Origin of the sequence: Mesorhizobium sp. 131-2-1, from assembly GCF_016756535.1 — a bacterium.
Taxonomy (GTDB): Bacteria; Pseudomonadota; Alphaproteobacteria; order Rhizobiales; family Rhizobiaceae; genus Mesorhizobium.
The window spans coordinates 139,771-156,580 of record NZ_AP023248.1; the positions used below are offsets into that span (position 1 = coordinate 139,771).

General features: G+C 62.3%; 15 protein-coding genes. 5 read left to right on the plus strand and 10 right to left on the minus strand.

Translation table 11 applies throughout. From position 1 onward, the window contains the following. Positions 1–167: 167 nt before the first annotated feature. Genes JG743_RS33425 through JG743_RS33440 form a run of 4 tightly spaced genes read right to left on the minus strand, consistent with a single transcriptional unit; the run spans position 168 to position 3,870 of the window. Positions 168–1,622: an aldehyde dehydrogenase family protein gene (locus JG743_RS33425; RefSeq protein WP_199201091.1), complete on the minus strand. Its 1,455-nt coding sequence runs from the start codon at positions 1,620–1,622 to the stop codon at positions 168–170. Next, positions 1,619–1,762 carry a hypothetical protein gene (locus JG743_RS33430; protein WP_199201092.1) on the minus strand — a complete coding sequence of 48 codons (144 nt, stop codon included), beginning with the start codon at positions 1,760–1,762 and terminating at the stop codon, positions 1,619–1,621. The genes JG743_RS33425 and JG743_RS33430 overlap by 4 nt, the downstream gene beginning before the upstream one ends. A gap of 58 nt (positions 1,763–1,820) precedes the next feature. Continuing rightward, a complete protein-coding gene (locus JG743_RS33435) occupies positions 1,821–2,990 on the minus strand; it encodes an alanine racemase (RefSeq protein ID WP_199201093.1) in 1,170 nt (389 codons plus the stop codon). Positions 2,991–3,006: 16 nt separating this feature from the next. Continuing rightward, positions 3,007–3,870, minus strand: a complete 864-nt coding sequence (locus JG743_RS33440; protein ID WP_199201094.1) for a GNAT family N-acetyltransferase — start codon at positions 3,868–3,870, stop codon at positions 3,007–3,009. Positions 3,871–4,093: 223 nt separating this feature from the next. On the opposite strand from JG743_RS33440, the gene JG743_RS33445 reads away from it, so the two are divergent. Then, the gene (locus JG743_RS33445; protein WP_199200867.1) at positions 4,094–5,029 is read left to right on the plus strand and encodes an ornithine cyclodeaminase family protein; all 936 of its coding nucleotides are present in this window, start codon (positions 4,094–4,096) and stop codon (positions 5,027–5,029) included. A gap of 41 nt (positions 5,030–5,070) precedes the next feature. On the opposite strand, the gene JG743_RS33450 is transcribed toward JG743_RS33445, so the two are convergent. Further along, positions 5,071–5,949 carry a LysR substrate-binding domain-containing protein gene (locus tag JG743_RS33450; RefSeq protein WP_199200868.1) on the minus strand — a complete coding sequence of 293 codons (879 nt, stop codon included), beginning with the start codon at positions 5,947–5,949 and terminating at the stop codon, positions 5,071–5,073. 74 nt (positions 5,950–6,023) lie between these two features. On the opposite strand from JG743_RS33450, the gene JG743_RS33455 reads away from it, so the two are divergent. The 4 genes from JG743_RS33455 to ltaE all read left to right on the plus strand — a co-directional run bounded on the left by JG743_RS33455 (position 6,024) and on the right by ltaE (position 10,258). Beyond that, positions 6,024–7,088 carry a four-carbon acid sugar kinase family protein gene (locus tag JG743_RS33455; RefSeq protein ID WP_199200869.1) on the plus strand — a complete coding sequence of 355 codons (1,065 nt, stop codon included), beginning with the start codon at positions 6,024–6,026 and terminating at the stop codon, positions 7,086–7,088. Continuing rightward, the gene (gene pdxA / locus JG743_RS33460) at positions 7,085–8,095 is read left to right on the plus strand and encodes a 4-hydroxythreonine-4-phosphate dehydrogenase PdxA (protein ID WP_199200870.1); all 1,011 of its coding nucleotides are present in this window, start codon (positions 7,085–7,087) and stop codon (positions 8,093–8,095) included. Before JG743_RS33455 ends, pdxA begins: the two co-directional genes overlap by 4 nt. Further along, entirely contained in the window at positions 8,095–9,150 is a 1,056-nt protein-coding gene (locus tag JG743_RS33465) for a cupin domain-containing protein (RefSeq protein WP_199200871.1), read from the plus strand. The genes pdxA and JG743_RS33465 overlap by 1 nt, the downstream gene beginning before the upstream one ends. 73 nt (positions 9,151–9,223) lie before the next feature. Then, positions 9,224–10,258, plus strand: a complete 1,035-nt coding sequence (ltaE, locus tag JG743_RS33470; protein WP_199201108.1) for a low-specificity L-threonine aldolase — start codon at positions 9,224–9,226, stop codon at positions 10,256–10,258. A gap of 457 nt (positions 10,259–10,715) precedes the next feature. On the opposite strand, the gene tdh is transcribed toward ltaE, so the two are convergent. The 5 genes from tdh to JG743_RS33495 form a co-directional block, all read right to left on the minus strand. Then, complete coding sequence (gene tdh / locus JG743_RS33475) at positions 10,716–11,750, minus strand: L-threonine 3-dehydrogenase (RefSeq protein ID WP_199200872.1); 1,035 nt, start codon at positions 11,748–11,750, stop codon at positions 10,716–10,718. Continuing rightward, entirely contained in the window at positions 11,750–12,937 is a 1,188-nt protein-coding gene (locus JG743_RS33480; protein WP_199200873.1) for a glycine C-acetyltransferase, read from the minus strand. The genes tdh and JG743_RS33480 overlap by 1 nt, the downstream gene beginning before the upstream one ends. Before the next feature lie 39 nt (positions 12,938–12,976). Further along, positions 12,977–13,921 carry a homoserine kinase gene (locus JG743_RS33485; protein WP_199200874.1) on the minus strand — a complete coding sequence of 315 codons (945 nt, stop codon included), beginning with the start codon at positions 13,919–13,921 and terminating at the stop codon, positions 12,977–12,979. Between the two features lie 36 nt (positions 13,922–13,957). After that, entirely contained in the window at positions 13,958–15,385 is a 1,428-nt protein-coding gene (gene thrC / locus JG743_RS33490; protein ID WP_199200875.1) for a threonine synthase, read from the minus strand. A gap of 63 nt (positions 15,386–15,448) precedes the next feature. Continuing rightward, positions 15,449–16,762, minus strand: coding sequence for an NAD(P)/FAD-dependent oxidoreductase (locus tag JG743_RS33495; RefSeq protein ID WP_199200876.1), 1,314 nt, complete (start codon positions 16,760–16,762; stop codon positions 15,449–15,451). Positions 16,763–16,810 lie beyond the last annotated feature (48 nt).

Below are 16,810 nucleotides of genomic sequence, written 5' to 3' on the forward strand. Positions count from 1 at the left end.
AGTACCAATACCGAATCCCCTATCGGAGCTGTTCAAGATCAAGACGCAGCCGGTCGGCGGTTCGGTCGCTGGAAACGGCCGGCAGGACATATCTTGCGGTGAGCGGTCCAGCTATCGAAACCAAACATGGGAACACCAACTCCCTCCACGCGCGGCGAAAATAACGCTTAGAAATAGCCGAGGATGGATTTGACCTCGAGATACTCCAACATGCCCTCGAGGCCGTACTCGCGCCCGTTTCCGGATTGCTTGAAGCCGCCAAACGGTGCGTGGGGATCCCAGGCCGGGTAGTTGAGATGCACCTGACCGGCGCGGATCCGCGACGCGACGTCCTTGGCTCGGTCCATATCTCTGCCCTGCACATGCGCCCCGAGGCCATAGACGGTGTCGTTGGCGATGGTGACGGCCTCCTCCACCGTCTCATATGGGATGATGCAGAGGACCGGACCGAAGATTTCCTCCTGGGCAATACGCATGCCCGTGCGCACCTCGGAAAAAATGGTCGGCTTGACGTAGAGCCCGGCATTCAGGCCGCCTGGACGACCCTCCCCACCAGTGATGAGCTTCGCGCCTTCGGAAATGCCGACGCCGATCATGGTCTGGATTCTGTCGAACTGGGCTCGGTTGGCGATCGCACCATGGGTGGTGGTCTCCGCCAGAGGATCGCCAACGACGATCTCGTCCGCGGCGCGCTCGGCTATCGACTCAATCTCCGCAAGCTGCGCGCGCGGCACGATCATGCGCGTTGGCGCGCTGCATGACTGACCGAGATTGCGGAAGGCGGCGGCTATGCCCAGAGAAATGGCGCGATCGAGATCAGCATCCGGCAGGACCACGTTCGGCGACTTACCGCCGAGCTCCTGCGCGACGCGCTTCACAGTCGGCGCTGCCGCCTGGGCCACCGCAATGCCTGCACGGGTAGAGCCGGTAATCGAGATCAAATCGACGTTGGCATGGGACGCAAGAGCCGCCCCGACGCAGAGGCCGTCCCCATTGACGAGATTGAAGACACCCGCCGGGAAGCCGGCTTCCTCGATCGCCTCCGCGAACAGAAGGGCGCTCAACGGAGAGAGTTCACTTGGCTTCAGCACGAGTGTGCAGCCCGCGGCAAGTGCCGGCGCGACCTTGGCGGTGAGTTGGTAGAGCGGCCAGTTCCACGGCGTAATCAGCCCGCAGACACCGACCGGTTCGCGGGTGACGGCCGTGTGGCCGCGCTGCTCGACGAAGGTGAACGATGTCAGGACATCGCGGGCGGTCTTCACATGGGCAATGGCCAGCGGTACCTGCGCTGTGCGCGCATACCCGATCGACGCGCCCATTTCCAGGGTGAGGCATTGTGCAAGCAGTTCGCTGCGCGCTTCGAGCAACGCATGCAGGCGATCGAGCAAGCTCACGCGGTATTCCGGCTTTGTCCGGCTCCAGGTAGCAAATGCCAGGCGGGCGGCGGAAACGGCTGCGTCCACATCCTCGCCGTTTCCGAGCGGAAACCTAGTCATGACCTTTTCCGTGGCCGGATTGATAACGTCGCCCGTAGCGGTGCCACTCGGCTCGCGCCATTCGCCGCCAATGAAGAACCTATCCACGCGGCCGTTGCGGGACAGGTGCTCGAGGGGTGCGGTCATGTCACGAGGTCCTTCATCCGGTAATAGGCACCGAGGATCGGCCGGAACCAGGGACGCCCGAAATAGCGGCCTTCAAGGAGTTTGGACGGGCCTTGATCGAGCCGTTGAGACGCCTCCAGCCCGTAGGAGGTAAGTTTCATTTGCACCACCAGACGTCAGTTTCCATGGGCGTCATGCAAAGCGCGGAGATCGGGGCTCCTACCAGCCGCGGATCCGCTCCCAGCGCGCTTCAATCTCGGGGCTCTCTCCGTTAACGACGCTGTAGAAGTCATGCTGCGCGGCCATTGCGCACGCATGGTTGGGCAGGATACGGATTCGAGTCCCGACGGGGAGTTCGGGCATGCTCTTGCCGGACCCGCTGCGGATCGCGAGGATGCCGTGTTCCTGGCTGGCTTGTGCCACCACGACATCATCGAGCACGCGCCCACTTTCGTCGCAGACCACGCCGTAGCCCTGGTCGACACGCTGGTTCGCGGTTCCGCGGTCGCGCGAGAGGGCCATCCACCCCGCGTCGACCAGCACCCAGCCTTTTTCCGGCTTGGCGCCGATAACGGTGGCCAAAACGGAGATCGCGATATCGTCGATGGCACAGACCCCCACCCCGGACTGAACGAGGTCGAAGAACATGTAGACCCCGGCGCGCAACTCGGTGACGCCTTCCAGATTTTCGGCAAAGTGCGCGGTGGGCGTCGAGCCGAGGCTGACGATCGGGCAGGCATGTCCGTGAGCGCGCAGGATTTGGGCTGCGCGCACGGTGGCGGAACGCTCGTTCTCGGCTGCCTTCACCAGCGCGTCGGGCGTGCTCAAGCCATAGGACTCACCGGCATGGGCGAGGACGCCGACAAGGTTGGCGCCCGCTGCGACAACCTTGTCGGCCACCTCGACCAGCGTGGGATCATCCGGCTTCAATCCGCCGCGATGGTCATCGCAATCCAGTTCGATGAAGACTGATGGCACAACGCCCGTTGCCTTGCGCACATCGGCTAGGGCATCGGCCTGTGCTACGGTATCGAGGAGCAGTTTGAGATCGGCCCCCGTGCGGCGACAAAGCTCCATGGCGCGCACGGCCGAAGCCGGCGACATGCCGACGGCATAGGTCATGTCGCGAAAGCCATGGCCGGCGAAATATTCCGCCTCGGCGATGGTCGAGACCGTGATCGGACCGGGCCCGTCCGGGAACGTTTGTCGGGCGACGTCGACGCTCTTGGCCGTCTTCATGTGAGGGCGCAACACAACCCCGAGCTTTCTAGCGTGGTCGGCAAGACGATGGATATTGCGCTGGAGTTTCTCGCGATCCAAAAGCATGGACGGGGTGACGAGGGCGTCGATTGTTTTGGCTGCTTCACGCATCTTTGCATTCGACTCCATCGCTGCCACATCCTCATCAACCGAACGACTGGTTTGCCAAGGCATACAGGCGGGTCGTCCCGTCGGAAGTCGGCCGCTGCCCCTTAACCATGGCGGTCGCATTGCCGACTCGCTTGAGGCCCAAGCGCTCCAGCCAGTCGCTCAACCCGTGTTCGGCGTTGACGTCAATGCGCACGAACTGCCCAGGAAGCATCGCAAGGTGAGCCAAGATCAGGCGTTGCGCGTCGTGGGCACTTTCGGCCGCGGTGGGGCCGATGACGTAGCCGCGCCCGAACCTCCTGGCGATGGCGTAGCCCGCAACTCGCCCGCCGCGGTCGACCACCACCACGTCACCCGCATCGGCAAGTGCAGCCACCATCGTCTGACGGGACATGCCCGATGCCCGTTGGTCGAAGGAGTGGATCGCCGGGAGGTCGGAAACAGTCGCCGGGCGGATGTCGTCGCGGCCGTCCGGCGTCACGGCGATAGTCAGCGGGCCTTGGTGTTGGTGCACCATGCCCAAGGCGGTGAAGCCGCGCCGCTCGTAGAGCGTCAGCCCCTCCTCAGTGGAATTGAGCAGCACGTTCCGCTCGCCAGTCGCTGCAAGTAGGCCATCGAAGAGCTGCGAGCCAAAGCCGCTGCCTTGTGCGGAGGCGGTGACGATGATCATGCCGGCGCTGGCATAGGCTCCGTAGTTCCACCACATGGCCGTGCCGAACACGTCGCCTGCCCGCTCCAGCACCAGGCCGTGGCCCACCATCGCAGCGAACGCCCAGTCCTCCCGGCGATAAGGCCAGCCCATCTCCTGCGACAGCTTCAGCGCGCCCGGCACGTGACGGCTTTCAAAATTCATCAGCTCGAGCGGGGTGCTGAGTGTTCTTCTTACGTGTTCGAGGGTCATAAGAAAATGCCGTCTCTTGGTCCGGGTCCGATGAAGTCGACCTTAGAGTTGCCTCCCACTGACGGATTTCCCTGCCGTTTTGACCTTTCAGATCAGCGGTATTGTTCGTTCTGAGCAGATTCTCGGCATGCCAAATCGCACAAATCGGGAGAGATATCTGACGTTTGAATCGCCCTCGTAAATCCGCGGTCGGCGTGCGGTTGATGCTCAGGAGGAGACCTGGATGATCTACATCAGCGAAGAAGAGTCTGCCGCCCTCGTCACGCACGACCTTGCTTTCGAGGCGGCGCGAGCGGCCCTCGTGGCCGCAGCGTCCAAGCAGAGCGGCGTCTTTCCTGCGGTTCTCGGGCGCTCGCGGGAAGCGAGCAACACCTTCTCAATCAAGTCTGGCTGGTCGGACGACCTGACTGGGATGAAGATCGGCTCCTTCTGGTCGGGCAATCTTGCGCGTGGCCTGCCCCGCCACAACTCCACCATCGTGCTGCTCGACCAAGGTACGGGTCAACTCGGCGCCGTGATCGAAGCGGGCAAGGTCAACGCCTACAGGACAGCCGCCGCCGACGCGGTTGCGGCCGATCTTCTTGCACGAGAACAAGCCAATGTTCTGGCGATATTCGGAGCCGGCAATCAGGCCGGCTTCGAAGTGATTGCGCTGGCGCGCATCCGCCCGATCGACACCGTGTTGGTCGTGGCCAGGCCTTCGCCGCGGCGTGACGCCTTTGTCGACCAGATCGGCGAAACGGGCCTGGAGGTGCGCGCCGTACCGGCCGAAGAAGCCGTGCGCGCAGCTGACATTGTGGTGACGGCGACACCCTCACGTGAACCTCTGTTCGATGCCGCCTGGGTGAAACCCGGAACCCATGTCGTCAGCATGGGCTCGGACGCACCCGGCAAGCGCGAATTGCCGGGCGACTTGTTGTCGAGGGCAAGGCTGTTCTGCGACCTGCCCTCGCAGTCCCTCCAGATTGGCGAGTTCCAGCACGTCCGCAGCGAGATCGGCGCGGGCGTGCTTGCCGTAACACCCATCGGCGACGTCATTGAAGAGCGTGCACCCGGACGTCGCTTGGAAGACGAAATCACGGTCTTCGACAGTTCCGGTATCTCCCTGCAGGACCTCTACATGGCCGACGCGCTGATCCGCGCTAAGCTCCGCCGGTGATCCCGCCTGGGCCTTTTGACCGACGTCGACCACATACCTTTTCAGCCAAACGAAATCTTGCATTGTGCTTTCAGCCATCGAGCAAGATCGTGAACTTTCCCAGACGGTTCGGTTTCTCCTATCCATATGAGCCCATAGTGGCTTCCGTCGGGATCGAAACCGGCCGGTGCGATGAGCCGCTCTCTATCTATGTCGTCGGTTGCAAGGACCATGGGACTGAGCGCAACGCCCAACCCCGCCGCTGCGGCTTCAATGATCAGGAAGTGATGGTCGTAGAAGCGGATTTCCGTGGGGCGCGGCACCGAGGAGTGGATGGATAGCCAATGCGACCAAGCGTCCGGCCGGGTCTTTGAACCCAAGGCGACATATTCCCCCGATGCAAACGCCGGCGCGAGCTGAGGGCTCATGACTGGCCCCACCTTCTCAGGAAAGAGGCGCTGGACATGCCAGGCGTCGGGCAGCCCGAAGTCGAGTCGGCGGATGGCGAGATCTATCCGGTCGCGACGGAACTCGACCGGACCGCCACCCACTGACAGATGTAAGACGATCTCGGGATGCGCACTGTGGAAGTTTGGCAGTCGCGGAATGAGCCAACGCATCGCGACCGAGGGCTCGCATGAGAGAACCACGGCGTTTTGCTGAACGTTGGCAGCCCGCAGGCCTTCGACCGTTGTCGTCAATTCCGTGAAGAAGCGGCCAAGGGTAAGGTTGAGCGTCTCCCCGGCCGCCGTGAGGCGCAAACCCCGGCCACTTTTCTCAAAAAGTTTGAATCCAAGGTCTTCGGACAGCTTGGTAATCCGACGGCTGACGGCGCCATGGGTCAAGGCGAGACGGTCTGCGGCCAGCCGGACGGAGCCGAGACGAGCCGTCGTCTCGAACGCTCGCAGATCATCCAGTGAGGGTATTTCGGACCGCTTCATCGGTGAGTTTCTATCACCGATTTTGCGTAGAAACTATCGCTTTTCAAGCGGCGTAGGATCGGCATGATTGATCCATGCGAACCAATAGCCAATATACGATCGGTATCCTCGCCGACGACCTGACCAGCGCCGCGGATGGCGCCGGACCGTTCGTCGAGCGAGGTTTGCGAGCTGTAGTCGGCCGAGCCTGCCTGCCGGCGGAGGAGGCAACGATCGTCGCCGTCGACAGCGGATCGCGATCTGCTACCGCCTGGCAGGCTGCGGAACTCGCGGCGGAGCTTGCTGTGCAGCTCGCGTCGCGCGATGTCCTCTACAAGACCGTGGACTCCACCCTGCGGGGCCATGTGACGGAGGAACTGGAAGCCGCTTTCAAGGCAAGTGGTCGCAAGATGCTTGTCTTTGCTCCTGCGTTCCCCGCTGCAGGGCGCACGACCGTGAGCGGCGTTCAGCTCGTTGATGGCGTGCCGGTAGCGGAGACCGCCTACGGTCGCGACCCCGTTCATCCGACGCGGCAGTCACGGCTGGTCGACTTTGTTCCGGCCACCGTCAGCAACGCCGTCATTCTCGATGCCACGACGCAGGATGATCTCGACACACAGATTGCCGCCCTGCCGGATCCGGAAGCGATCCTTTGGGTGGGTTCCCCGGGCATGGCGGCGGCCCTGGCGAAGCGCCTTGCGCCGGTTGCGGCAGCATCGAATGCGATCGTGGCGGCCGGCGACATTCTCGTCGCGATCGGCAGCGCCAACCCCCTCAGCCATCGTCAGGCCGATCAGATCGCGGCGGACGCTCGGGTTACCTTGCTTCGGGCTCCGGCCCAGCGCGCGGATGATCCCATGTCCGTCTTACACGACATCGCTCGGGATGCGGCTGGACGACTGCGCGACAAGCGCTTCGATGTCGTGATCGCCACCGGCGGGGATACCATGGAAGCGATTCTCGACCTCCTGGAGATCCGGGGCTTCGAGATCCTGCGGGAGCTCGAGCCAGCCTTTCCGCTGGGCCGCGCCTTCCTCAGGGATGGGCGCGAGCTTCTTATCGGCATGAAGGCAGGCGGCTTCGGTGACGACGACACGCTGCGCCGCGCAATCGCCCAAGTCCGCCAGAACGCCTTAGAACCAGGACAGGCATTGTCATGACGCAAGTCGCTCCCCTTGCCATCACGATGGGCGACGCCTCCGGCATCGGCCCGGAGATCGTGTCGAAGACATTGGCCAACGGCAGTGAGCGGGCGGTCGTTTTCGGCAGCTACCTCGTGATGGAGGAAGTCGTCCATCGCCTGGGTCTCGACCTAGCGGTCAAGCGTATCGCCGGACCTGAAGAGGCGCGCTTCGCGCCGCGGTCCATCGAGATCGTCGAAGCGACCCAAATCTTGGCGCTGCCGCCGCCTGGGATCGTCAACGCTACTTCCGGCCAAGCTTCCTTCGACGCAATCACATCCGCCATAACGGCCGCCAAGGCCGGTAGCGTGAGCGGTATCGTTACCGCACCTATCAACAAGGAAGCGATGGGATGCGCGGGCATTCGCTATCCAGGACACACCGAGATTCTGGCGGAGTATGGCGGCGCAAAGCGAGTCGCCATGATGCTGGCCAATGACGATATCCGCACGGTTCTGGTCACCATCCACACATCGCTTCGCAAGGCCATCGACCAGGCCGATTTCGACGCACAGATGTCGGCGATCCGGTTGGCGCATGACGGCGGCAAGGCCCTGGGGATCGCGGCACCGCGAGTTGCAGTCGCAGGGCTCAATCCACACGCCGGTGAAGGTGGTCTCTTCGGTGACGAAGAAATCCGGATCATACGGCCTGCGATTGAGGCGGCGCGCGCCGAGGGCATTGATGCCAGCGGACCCTGGCCCGGCGACACGGTATACATGCAGGCCCGCAAGGGTCGCTTCGATGTGGTCGTAGCCCAATATCACGACCAGGGGCTGATCCCGGTGAAATATCTTGGCCTCGAAAAGGGCGTCAACATCACGCTGGGCCTGCCGTTCGTCCGCACTAGCCCCGACCACGGAACGGCGTTCGATATCGCAGGTCAAGGCATAGCCGATCCCAGGAGTCTGGAAACCGCCATCGCTTACGCTCGGCGGCTCGTTGCTGCGCAAACCGAGACCAAAGAACATGAAAGGGTAATCTGATGGGCCTCCGCTTCATCTTCATGCTCACGCGCAACGACCGCACCGTCGAGGACGCGTCGAAACAACTTCAGACCGCCTTGAGGCTCGGCGTGCGCCATATCGGCTTCAAAGATATCGGCCTGCCGACCGACCAGCTGATGGCCCTCAACGCCGCCATCAAGGCGGGCGGAGCGACCTCCTATCTCGAGGTTGTGTCGCTCGACCGCGACAGCGAGATCGTTTCGGCACGCGCCGCGACCGAGATTGGCGTGGATGTGTTGCTGGGCGGCACACGCGTCGATGACGTCCTGCCTGTAATCGCCGGCACAGACATCCAGTATTGCCCCTTCCCGGGCCGCATCATGGGCCATCCCAGCGTTCTGGAAGGGAGCATCGAGGAGATCGTCGAAAGTGCCAAGGCGCTTGCGGGGCGGGAGGGCGTGCATGGCCTTGACCTGCTGGCTTACCGGTCCAAGGAAGACGTTCCAGCTCTTATGAAGGCGGTCTGCGCCGCTGTGTCCAAGCCCGTCTACATCGCCGGCTCCATCGACACGCCCGAGCAGATCGCCGTGGTGAAGGCGGTTGGCGCTGCCGGCTTCACGATCGGCACCGCCGCGCTCGATGGCAAATATCCGGCGCAGGAGGACGGCGTGCCGGGTCAGCTCGCCGCGATCATTCGCGACGTCGCCGCGCTCAACAACCATATTTCACCATTCCACAAGAGAAACCTGACGAACGCGTTCCAGCGCTTCTCCGACACCTGGACGCCGAAGATCGCGGGCCAGGTCAACGGTATGCAGATCAAGCTCGCCAAATTCGAGGGCGAACTTTCCTGGCGTTTCCACAAGAAGGAGGACGAGCTCTTCTTCGTGCACAAGGGGCGTCTTCTCATGAAGTTTCGTGACCGTGACGAGATTGTCGAGGCGGGCGAATTCATCATCGTGCCGCATGGCGTCGAGCATTGCCCAGTCGCTCTGGACGACACCTGCGATGTCATGCTGCTCGAGCCGGGCACCACGCCGAACACCGGCACGGCAGCCGATGCGCGAAGGATTGCTGAACGCGGCCAGGTTTGAGGAGCGTGCGCGAACTAGTAAACTGGCACCGAAATTCGGTGGCACAGTAATTCACTCCGACAGGTTCTCAATCATGCAATCCAATGCTATCCGCCTCGATTTCCGCTCTGATACGGTCACCCGTCCCACCGCGCAAATGCGTGCGGCGATGGCGGCTGCCGACGTGGGCGACGATGTGTTGGGCGATGATTTCACAGTCCAGGCGCTCGAGGCGCGGGTTGCCGCGGTGTTCGGCAAAGATGCGGGACTCCTGCTGCCGACCGGCACCATGGCCAATCTCGCTGCGATCATGAGTCATTGCCAGCGCGGCGAGGAGTATCTCTGCGCGAGCGGAGCGCATACCTATCTGTGGGAAGCCGGGGGCGCTGCCGTGCTGGGCTCGGTCCAGCCGCAGCCTTTGCCGGTCCGGGCCGACGGCACGATCCCCATCGAGGATCTACACGCCGCGGTTAAGGACGACGATCCGCATTTTGCAGTCACACGTCTAGTCACCATAGAGAACACGTTCGCCGGGCGAGTTTTGCCGCGAGAACATCTGGCCGAGGTCGTCGAATTTGCGCGGGAGCGGAAGCTCGCGACCCATCTTGACGGTGCGCGGCTGTTCAACGCGGCTGCGGCGCTCGGCGTTGATGTCGGGTACCTGGCAGAGGGCTTCGATAGCGTGTCGTTGTGCCTTTCAAAGGGGCTCGGGGCGCCGCTCGGATCAGTGCTGGTCGGCGATGCCCCGTTGATCGCCCGTGCGCGCCGGTGGCGCAAGATGCTCGGCGGCGGCATGCGACAGGCCGGAATAATAGCAGCGGCGGGGCTGTACGCGCTCGACCATCATGTTGACCGTCTGATCGAGGACCACGCCAACGCTCGGGCGCTCGCGGACGGCTTCATGGGAATTGAAGAACTGACGGTGACACCGCCGCAGTCCAACGTGGTGTTTGTCGATCTAGCGCCCGAGTTGGCGACCCGGCTATCACAGGCGCTACGTGAACTCGGCATCGCGGCGAGTTTCTGGCCGGGTGGACGAATGCGCTGGGTCACCCATCTCGACGTCGATCGTGTCGCCGTTGGCGAGGCAATCGCAGCGGTGCGCGAGGTCGCTGAGAGTCGGAGATGAAATGCGCGCACGGACTGCACGGTTGCCTCCCGGAACCCGTAGAAGAAGCGGTATTCCCAACGATGCTCGTGGCTGCGATAGCCGAGTTAAATTTTGCATTGAGTAATTCAGCGGCAAGCTCGTGTAGGAGTGGCCATGGCCCCCAGACATGGGTGTGGTTCCACTCGACGTGAATCATGTCGAGATTCTGTCGCCCAGCCGTGCTCCAAGCCTCCAAACGTGCTCAAGACTTCAAGCCCATAACAACCACTATTTGAGGTTTATTCCTGCGTGCCCAGTCCGCGCCTGGGACCTTCAACGAGACTACCCGCCTGTCAGCGGCAGGCCCGATCAAGTTTTGGCTTCGACAAGCCTGAGCAGGTTGTCGTCGCCCTCAGCAGGGGTATATCGCTCTGCCTCCAGGACATTCATGTCCACCGATGGCGAGCCCTGACCTCTTGCACTAGGCGCTGCCCCCTCACCAATCCATCACCACCTTGCCCGAACTGCCGCTCCGCATTGCGTCGAACCCTACCTGGAAATCATCGATCCCGATGCGATGCGTGATCAGCCCCGACACATCCAGCGGCCCCTGCACCAGAGCGATCATCTTGTACCAGGTCTCGAACATCTCGCGGCCGTAGATGCCTTTCAGATGCAGCATCTTGAAGATGACCTTGTTCCAGTCGATCTCGAAACCGGTTGGCGCGATGCCCAAAATGGCGATCTTGCCGTCATTGTTCATGGTGTCGATCATGTCGCGAAAGGCGGGCGCGGCGCCGGACATCTCCAGGCCGACGTCGAACCCTTCGGTCATGCCGATCGAGGGCATGACGTCGCGCAGCTTCTCCTTCGAGGCGTCGACGACATGCTGGACGCCGAGTTTCCGCGCCAGATCGAGGCGAACGGGGTTGATGTCGGTGATAACGACTTTTCGCGCGCCGACGCATTGCGCCACCAGCGCGCCCATGATGCCGATCGGGCCGGCACCGGTGACCAGCACGTCCTCGCCGACCAGATCGAAGGACAGTGCCGTGTGCACGGCATTGCCCAGCGGATCGAAGATGGCGGCGATCTCATCCGGCACGTCGTCGGGGATCGGCACGACATTGTGCTGCGGGATGACCATATATTCGCCGAAAGCGCCGGGGCGGTTGACGCCGACGCCGAGCGTGTTGCGGCAAAGATGGCCCCTGCCCGCGCGGCAGTTGCGGCAATGGCCGCAGACGATGTGGCCTTCGCCCGAGACGCGCTGGCCAAGCTTGTATTCGGTGACGGCCGCACCGAAGTCGGCAACCGTGCCGACGAATTCGTGGCCGGTCACCATCGGCACCGGCACGGTCTTCTGCGCCCACTGGTCCCAATTGTAGATGTGGACGTCGGTGCCGCAGATCGCGGTCTTCTTGACCTTGATCAGCACGTCGTTGGGGCCGATCTCCGGCACCGGCACCTCTTCCATCCAGATGCCCGGCTCGGCCTTGGCCTTCACCAGCGCCTTCATCATGTTGGACATCAGCCGATTACCCCGAGTTCGCGTCCCACCTCGCCAAACGCCTCCACCGCCCGGTCGATATCCTCCGCCGAATGCGCGGCCGACATCTGCGTGCGGATGCGAGCTTGGCCCTTCGCAACGACCGGGAAGGAAAAGCCGATCACATAGATGCCGTGGTCCATCATCATGTCGGCCATCTTCCCAGCGAGCGCCGCGTCGCCGATCATCACCGGGATGATCGGGTGGTCGGCGCCGGCCAGCGTGAAGCCCAGCTTTTCCATGCGCGCGCGGAATCGGGCGGCATTGTCGTAGAGCCGACGTCGCATTTCCGTACCCTGCTCGATCATGTCGAGCACTTTCAGCGAAGCACCGGCGATCGCGGGCATCAGCGTGTTGGAGAAGAGATAGGGCCGCGAGCGCTGGCGCAGCCATTCGACGATCGGCCTGCTCGCGCTCGTGTAGCCGCCGGAGGCGCCGCCAAGCGCCTTGCCGAGCGTACCGGTGAGGATGTCTATCCGGCCTTCCACGCCGCAATATTCCGGCGTGCCGCGGCCGTGCTCGCCGACGAAGCCGACGGCATGGCTGTCGTCCACCATCACCATCGCGTCGTATTTTTCCGCCAGGTCGCAAATCCCCTTCAGGTCGGCGATCACGCCGTCCATGGAAAAGACGCCGTCGGTGGCAATCAACCGGAACCGAGCATCGGAGGCCGCCTTTAGCCGCTCCTCCAGCTCCTTCATGTCGTTGTTGGCGTATCTATAGCGCTGAGCCTTGGAGAGCCTTATGCCGTCGATGATCGAGGCGTGGTTGAGCGCATCGGAGATGACCGCGTCCTCCTCGCCGAGCAAAGTCTCGAACAGGCCGGCATTGGCATCGAAGCAGGAGGAATAGAGGATCGTGTCCTCCATGCCGAGGAACCGCGACAGCCGCGCCTCAAGCTGCTTGTGCTCCTCCTGCGTGCCGCAGATGAAGCGCACCGAGGCCATGCCGTAGCCGTAACGGTCGAGCGCGGCCTTGGCTGCCTGGCGCAGTTCCGCCTTGTCGGCAAGGCCGAGATAGTTGTTGGCGCAGAAATTCAGCACCTTGCGGCCGCCGACCTCTATAGTCGCCGATTGGGTCGAGCTTATCACGCGCTCACGCTTGTAAAGGCCTCCCCCCTCGATGTGCGAAAGAAGCTCGCGAAGGTGATCTTCTAAAGTCGACGCCATGATGCCATCACCTCCAGTGTCGCAAACGTGCGGTCTTGCTCATGCGATCTCTCCACGAAGCGCTCGCAAGATGCGCTCGAAGTGGCTGGGATCGTGTGCGTTGAGGAGCGCTGCTTCTCGTGGCAGGTACAGGTCCCAGAGGCGCGACAGCCAAAAACGAAATGCGCCGGCCCGCTGCATTGCAGGAAGCAATGTGCGTTCGGCTGGAATAAGCGCGCGAACAGCCTCATAGCCGCCGAGGAAAGCCGCAACCCGCTCATCGTGTCGGCGGCCGGTGCAGCCATCGACGCACCAATCATTGAGGCACACGGCAATATCGAACAGAAAGGTGTCGCATCCGGCGAAGTAGAAATCGAAGACGCCCGTTAGCTTCCCACCGTCAAACAAGACGTTGTCGCGAAAAAGATCGGCGTGCACCGGCCCTTCGAGGAGCTGCCCGTAGGTCAGGGAGGCCGCGACCTGCCTCTGAAAGGCCAGTTCGTTCGAGAGCAACGCTCGCTGTGCATCAGAGACGTATCGGCCGACTACCGGTACCACCTCGTTCCACCATTCAAGTCCTCGCGGATTGACCTGGCCTCCTGCGTAATCGCTTCCGGCGACATGCATTCTCGCAAGAATCTCCCCGACAGAGCGACAATGGGCCTCTGTCGGTTCTGTCACGCTCTCGCCAGGAAGCCTGTTGACCACCACCGCGGGCCGGCCTTTGAGCGAGTGAAGAAGCTCGCCATGCCTGTCAGCAACCGGATCCGGGACCGGAATGCCGCGCTCCGCAAGGTGCTTCATGAAATGGAGGTAGAACGGCAGTTGCTCGAATGTGAGCCGCTCGAATAACGTGAGCACATACTCTCCGGTTTCAGTATCCACGAAGTAGTTCGTGTTCTCAATTCCGGTTGTGATGCCGCGGACTGATTTCGGCCAGCCCAGACCCAGCGCCCGAAAGAACGCTGCGACTTCGTCGACTGACAGCTCCGTATACACAGCCATGGCGAAAAAGCGGTTCCCGATTGCTGAAGCGGCTGTTCAGCAGACCGCAGCCTGCAGGGCTTCGGCGATAAAGGTCTTTACGGTCTGCACATCGGCGGGGAGCAGTTTGAACCGCCTCGCCAATTGCTCGATGCCATCGAACCGGTCTGGACGATCGGGCTCCCGGCCCAAAGCCTCCTTGATCGTCCCAGCAAATTTGATCGGCAGTGCGGTCTCGAGCACGATCATCGGCCTCTCCGGGACGCAGTGCTCGCGCGCGACCTTCACGCCATCGGCCGTATGCGGATCAATAACCGTGTTGGAACGCTGCCACGTGTCACGGATCGTCGCCAACCGGTCGGCGTGGGTGCTCTTCCCGCTGCGAAAGCCAAAACGACCCGCCATCTGCGCGAAGGCGGGATCACCGCTGACATCGAACGATCCTCGATCCGTGAGTTGACCGTCAAACATGGATTTCGTCCGGCTCGCATCGCGACCGAGCAGGTCGAACACGAAACGCTCGAGGTTAGACGCTTTCGAGATATCCATCGAAGGGCTTGAGGTTTCATAAGTGTCCGCGTGGCCTCGCAACCGATAAACACCGGTGCGGAAGAATTCGTCGAGCACATCGTTCTCGTTGGTCGCAACCACGAGACGGGATATGGGAAGACCCATCATGCGAGCGACATGGCCCGCGCAGACGTTACCGAAATTGCCCGAAGGAACGGCGAAGTCTACCTGTGATGAATTCTCTTCGGTCACCTGAAAATAGGCGGAGAAGTAATAGACCACTTGAGCCGCCAGCCGGGCCCAATTGATCGAATTGACGGCGCCGATGCGGTGGCGCCTCTTGAAGTTGGCATCGCCAGACACCGCTTTTACGATGTCCTGGCAATCGTCGAACACTCCTTCGATGGCGATGTTGTGGATGTTTTCGTCAAGCAGGCTGAACATCTGGGCCTGCTGGAAGGCGCTCATGCGTCCGTGCGGCGACATCATGAAGACACGGATGCCCGTCTTGCCGCGCATGGCATATTCCGCCGCGCTTCCCGTGTCGCCGCTGGTCGCCCCGAGGATGTTCAGTTCCTCGCCCCGACGGGCCAGTTCATATTCAAGGAGGTTGCCAAGCAACTGCATGGCCATGTCCTTGAACGCCAGGGTTGGGCCGTTCGACAGTTCTGCGACGTGAAGGTCCATCCCGAGCGCGCGCACCGGCGTGATCCGATCGCTCCTGAAAAGCTCGGGCGTATAGGTCTTCGCGCAGATGGCCCTCAGATCGCCAGGTGGAATATCGTCGATATAGAGCGACAGGATTTCGAAGGCGAGCTCGGAATACGACAAGCCCCGCCACCGATCCAGCATGGCATCGTCCACAATCGGGTAAGCCTCGGGCACATAGAGCCCACCATCGGGCGCCAGACCTTCAAGCAGGATATCGCAGAACGACCTGCGTTCGTGATGGCCACGCGTGGAGATGTAGTGCATGTGCTGCTTTTCCTCATGGCCACGATCGGCGGGCCGGGGTCGAGAGACTGCCCCCCCGGCTTCTCAGCGGCAGGCCCGCCACCAGGCGATCTTGTCCTGCAGGCCATAGCCTTTGATGACCGCCGGCAAGAACCAGGGATCGCCCCTATAGAAGGGGATGGAAGCCGGCGGTCGGAAGTCGAAAGCCGTGCTGGCTTCCGGCGCGCGACCCATCAGCTTGTAGGCGGCTCGCGTACCGACCCACGGTGCCCAGACCACACCCGAACCGCAAAAGCCGGTGGCATAGACGATGCCATCCTTCTCGAAGATGCGGGGCAGCATGTCGCGGTTCATGGCCACGTTGCCGAACCAGCTGTGCGAAAAGCGAACCTTCTCCAACTCCGGGAAAAGCTGTACCAGACCGTTGCGAAGGCGGAGCGTCGGGGCTGTCGGATCGCTGTTGCCGTGGGAACTGTCTCGCCCACCGAGCAGAATGCGCGTGCCGTCGGGCGAAGGACGATAATAGAAGCCCAGCTCTCGGTTCTCGCCCATCATCATCAGCTTGGGCATCAGCCGCGCCATCAATTCAGGCGGAAGTTCCTCGGTCGCGATAATTCGGCTGCGAACTGGCACCAGCCGTCGGCGCAGGAATGGAGCGGCGGCATCGGTATAGCCGTTGGTGCAGACCAGCACCTGCCGAGCCTGCACAGTCCCGGCCGATGTCGCGACACGGAACCCGGACACATCTTTCTCGATGGAAATCACGGGCGTTCGTGAGTGGACCGTCAGCCCGGAAGCCAAGGCCACCCGCAGGAGCTCGGCGTGGAACTTAGCCGGGTGCAAACCGCCAATGTCCATCCGAACCGTGCCGCCTCGGTAGAAGTTGGTGCCGATGTAGTTGCCCTGCTCGGCATGCGGAACAGCGTAGGATTCGATCCCTAGCCTCTTCGCCAGCGCCTCGGCGCCGCGGGCCATCTTCTCGTACTGGTCGTATCCGATAGCACCCATGAACCGGCCGACCAGCTTGAAATCGCAGTCGAGTCCCTCGGTCTTAATCAAGTCATAGAGGAATTCGCGCGCGAGCTTGCCTTCAGCCTCAATCGCCTTGGCTTTATCCTCGCCAAAACGCCTGGTGATCGTGGCATAGTCCGGTCGGATTGATCCGCTGGTGATCCCTCCGTTGCGCGACGAGGCTCCTTCGCCAGGGTTCATGGCATCGAAAGCTGCAACAGAACGCCCTTCTCGGGCCAGTACGAGCCCGGCCGAGAGACCGGCATAGCCGGCGCCCACGATCGCCACGTCCAGCCTCCTGGCCAAAGGCTGTGGCGACAGCGGCCTCACCGGCGCCGCTTCCCACCAGTAGGGCGTATTCTTGTCGGCGACTTTGAGCTCGGCCACGTGACTGACTTCTCGTTGCGTTTGCTGATGAGAGAGCGGGCTATTTGC

Excerpts from the sequence above, each read along its gene's own strand:
- JG743_RS33425 (WP_199201091.1), bottom strand. The coding sequence starts at position 1,622 with ATGACCGCACCCCTCGAGCACCTGTCCCGCAACGGCCGCGTGGATAGG.
- JG743_RS33430 (WP_199201092.1), bottom strand. The coding sequence starts at position 1,762 with ATGAAACTTACCTCCTACGGGCTGGAGGCGTCTCAACGGCTCGATCAA.
- JG743_RS33435 (WP_199201093.1), bottom strand. The coding sequence starts at position 2,990 with ATGGAGTCGAATGCAAAGATGCGTGAAGCAGCCAAAACAATCGACGCC.
- JG743_RS33440 (WP_199201094.1), bottom strand. The coding sequence starts at position 3,870 with ATGACCCTCGAACACGTAAGAAGAACACTCAGCACCCCGCTCGAGCTG.
- JG743_RS33445 (WP_199200867.1), top strand. The coding sequence starts at position 4,094 with ATGATCTACATCAGCGAAGAAGAGTCTGCCGCCCTCGTCACGCACGAC.
- JG743_RS33450 (WP_199200868.1), bottom strand. The coding sequence starts at position 5,949 with ATGAAGCGGTCCGAAATACCCTCACTGGATGATCTGCGAGCGTTCGAG.
- JG743_RS33455 (WP_199200869.1), top strand. The coding sequence starts at position 6,024 with ATGCGAACCAATAGCCAATATACGATCGGTATCCTCGCCGACGACCTG.
- pdxA (WP_199200870.1), top strand. The coding sequence starts at position 7,085 with ATGACGCAAGTCGCTCCCCTTGCCATCACGATGGGCGACGCCTCCGGC.
- JG743_RS33465 (WP_199200871.1), top strand. The coding sequence starts at position 8,095 with ATGGGCCTCCGCTTCATCTTCATGCTCACGCGCAACGACCGCACCGTC.
- ltaE (WP_199201108.1), top strand. The coding sequence starts at position 9,224 with ATGCAATCCAATGCTATCCGCCTCGATTTCCGCTCTGATACGGTCACC.
- tdh (WP_199200872.1), bottom strand. The coding sequence starts at position 11,750 with ATGTCCAACATGATGAAGGCGCTGGTGAAGGCCAAGGCCGAGCCGGGC.
- JG743_RS33480 (WP_199200873.1), bottom strand. The coding sequence starts at position 12,937 with ATGGCGTCGACTTTAGAAGATCACCTTCGCGAGCTTCTTTCGCACATC.
- JG743_RS33485 (WP_199200874.1), bottom strand. The coding sequence starts at position 13,921 with ATGGCTGTGTATACGGAGCTGTCAGTCGACGAAGTCGCAGCGTTCTTT.
- thrC (WP_199200875.1), bottom strand. The coding sequence starts at position 15,385 with ATGCACTACATCTCCACGCGTGGCCATCACGAACGCAGGTCGTTCTGC.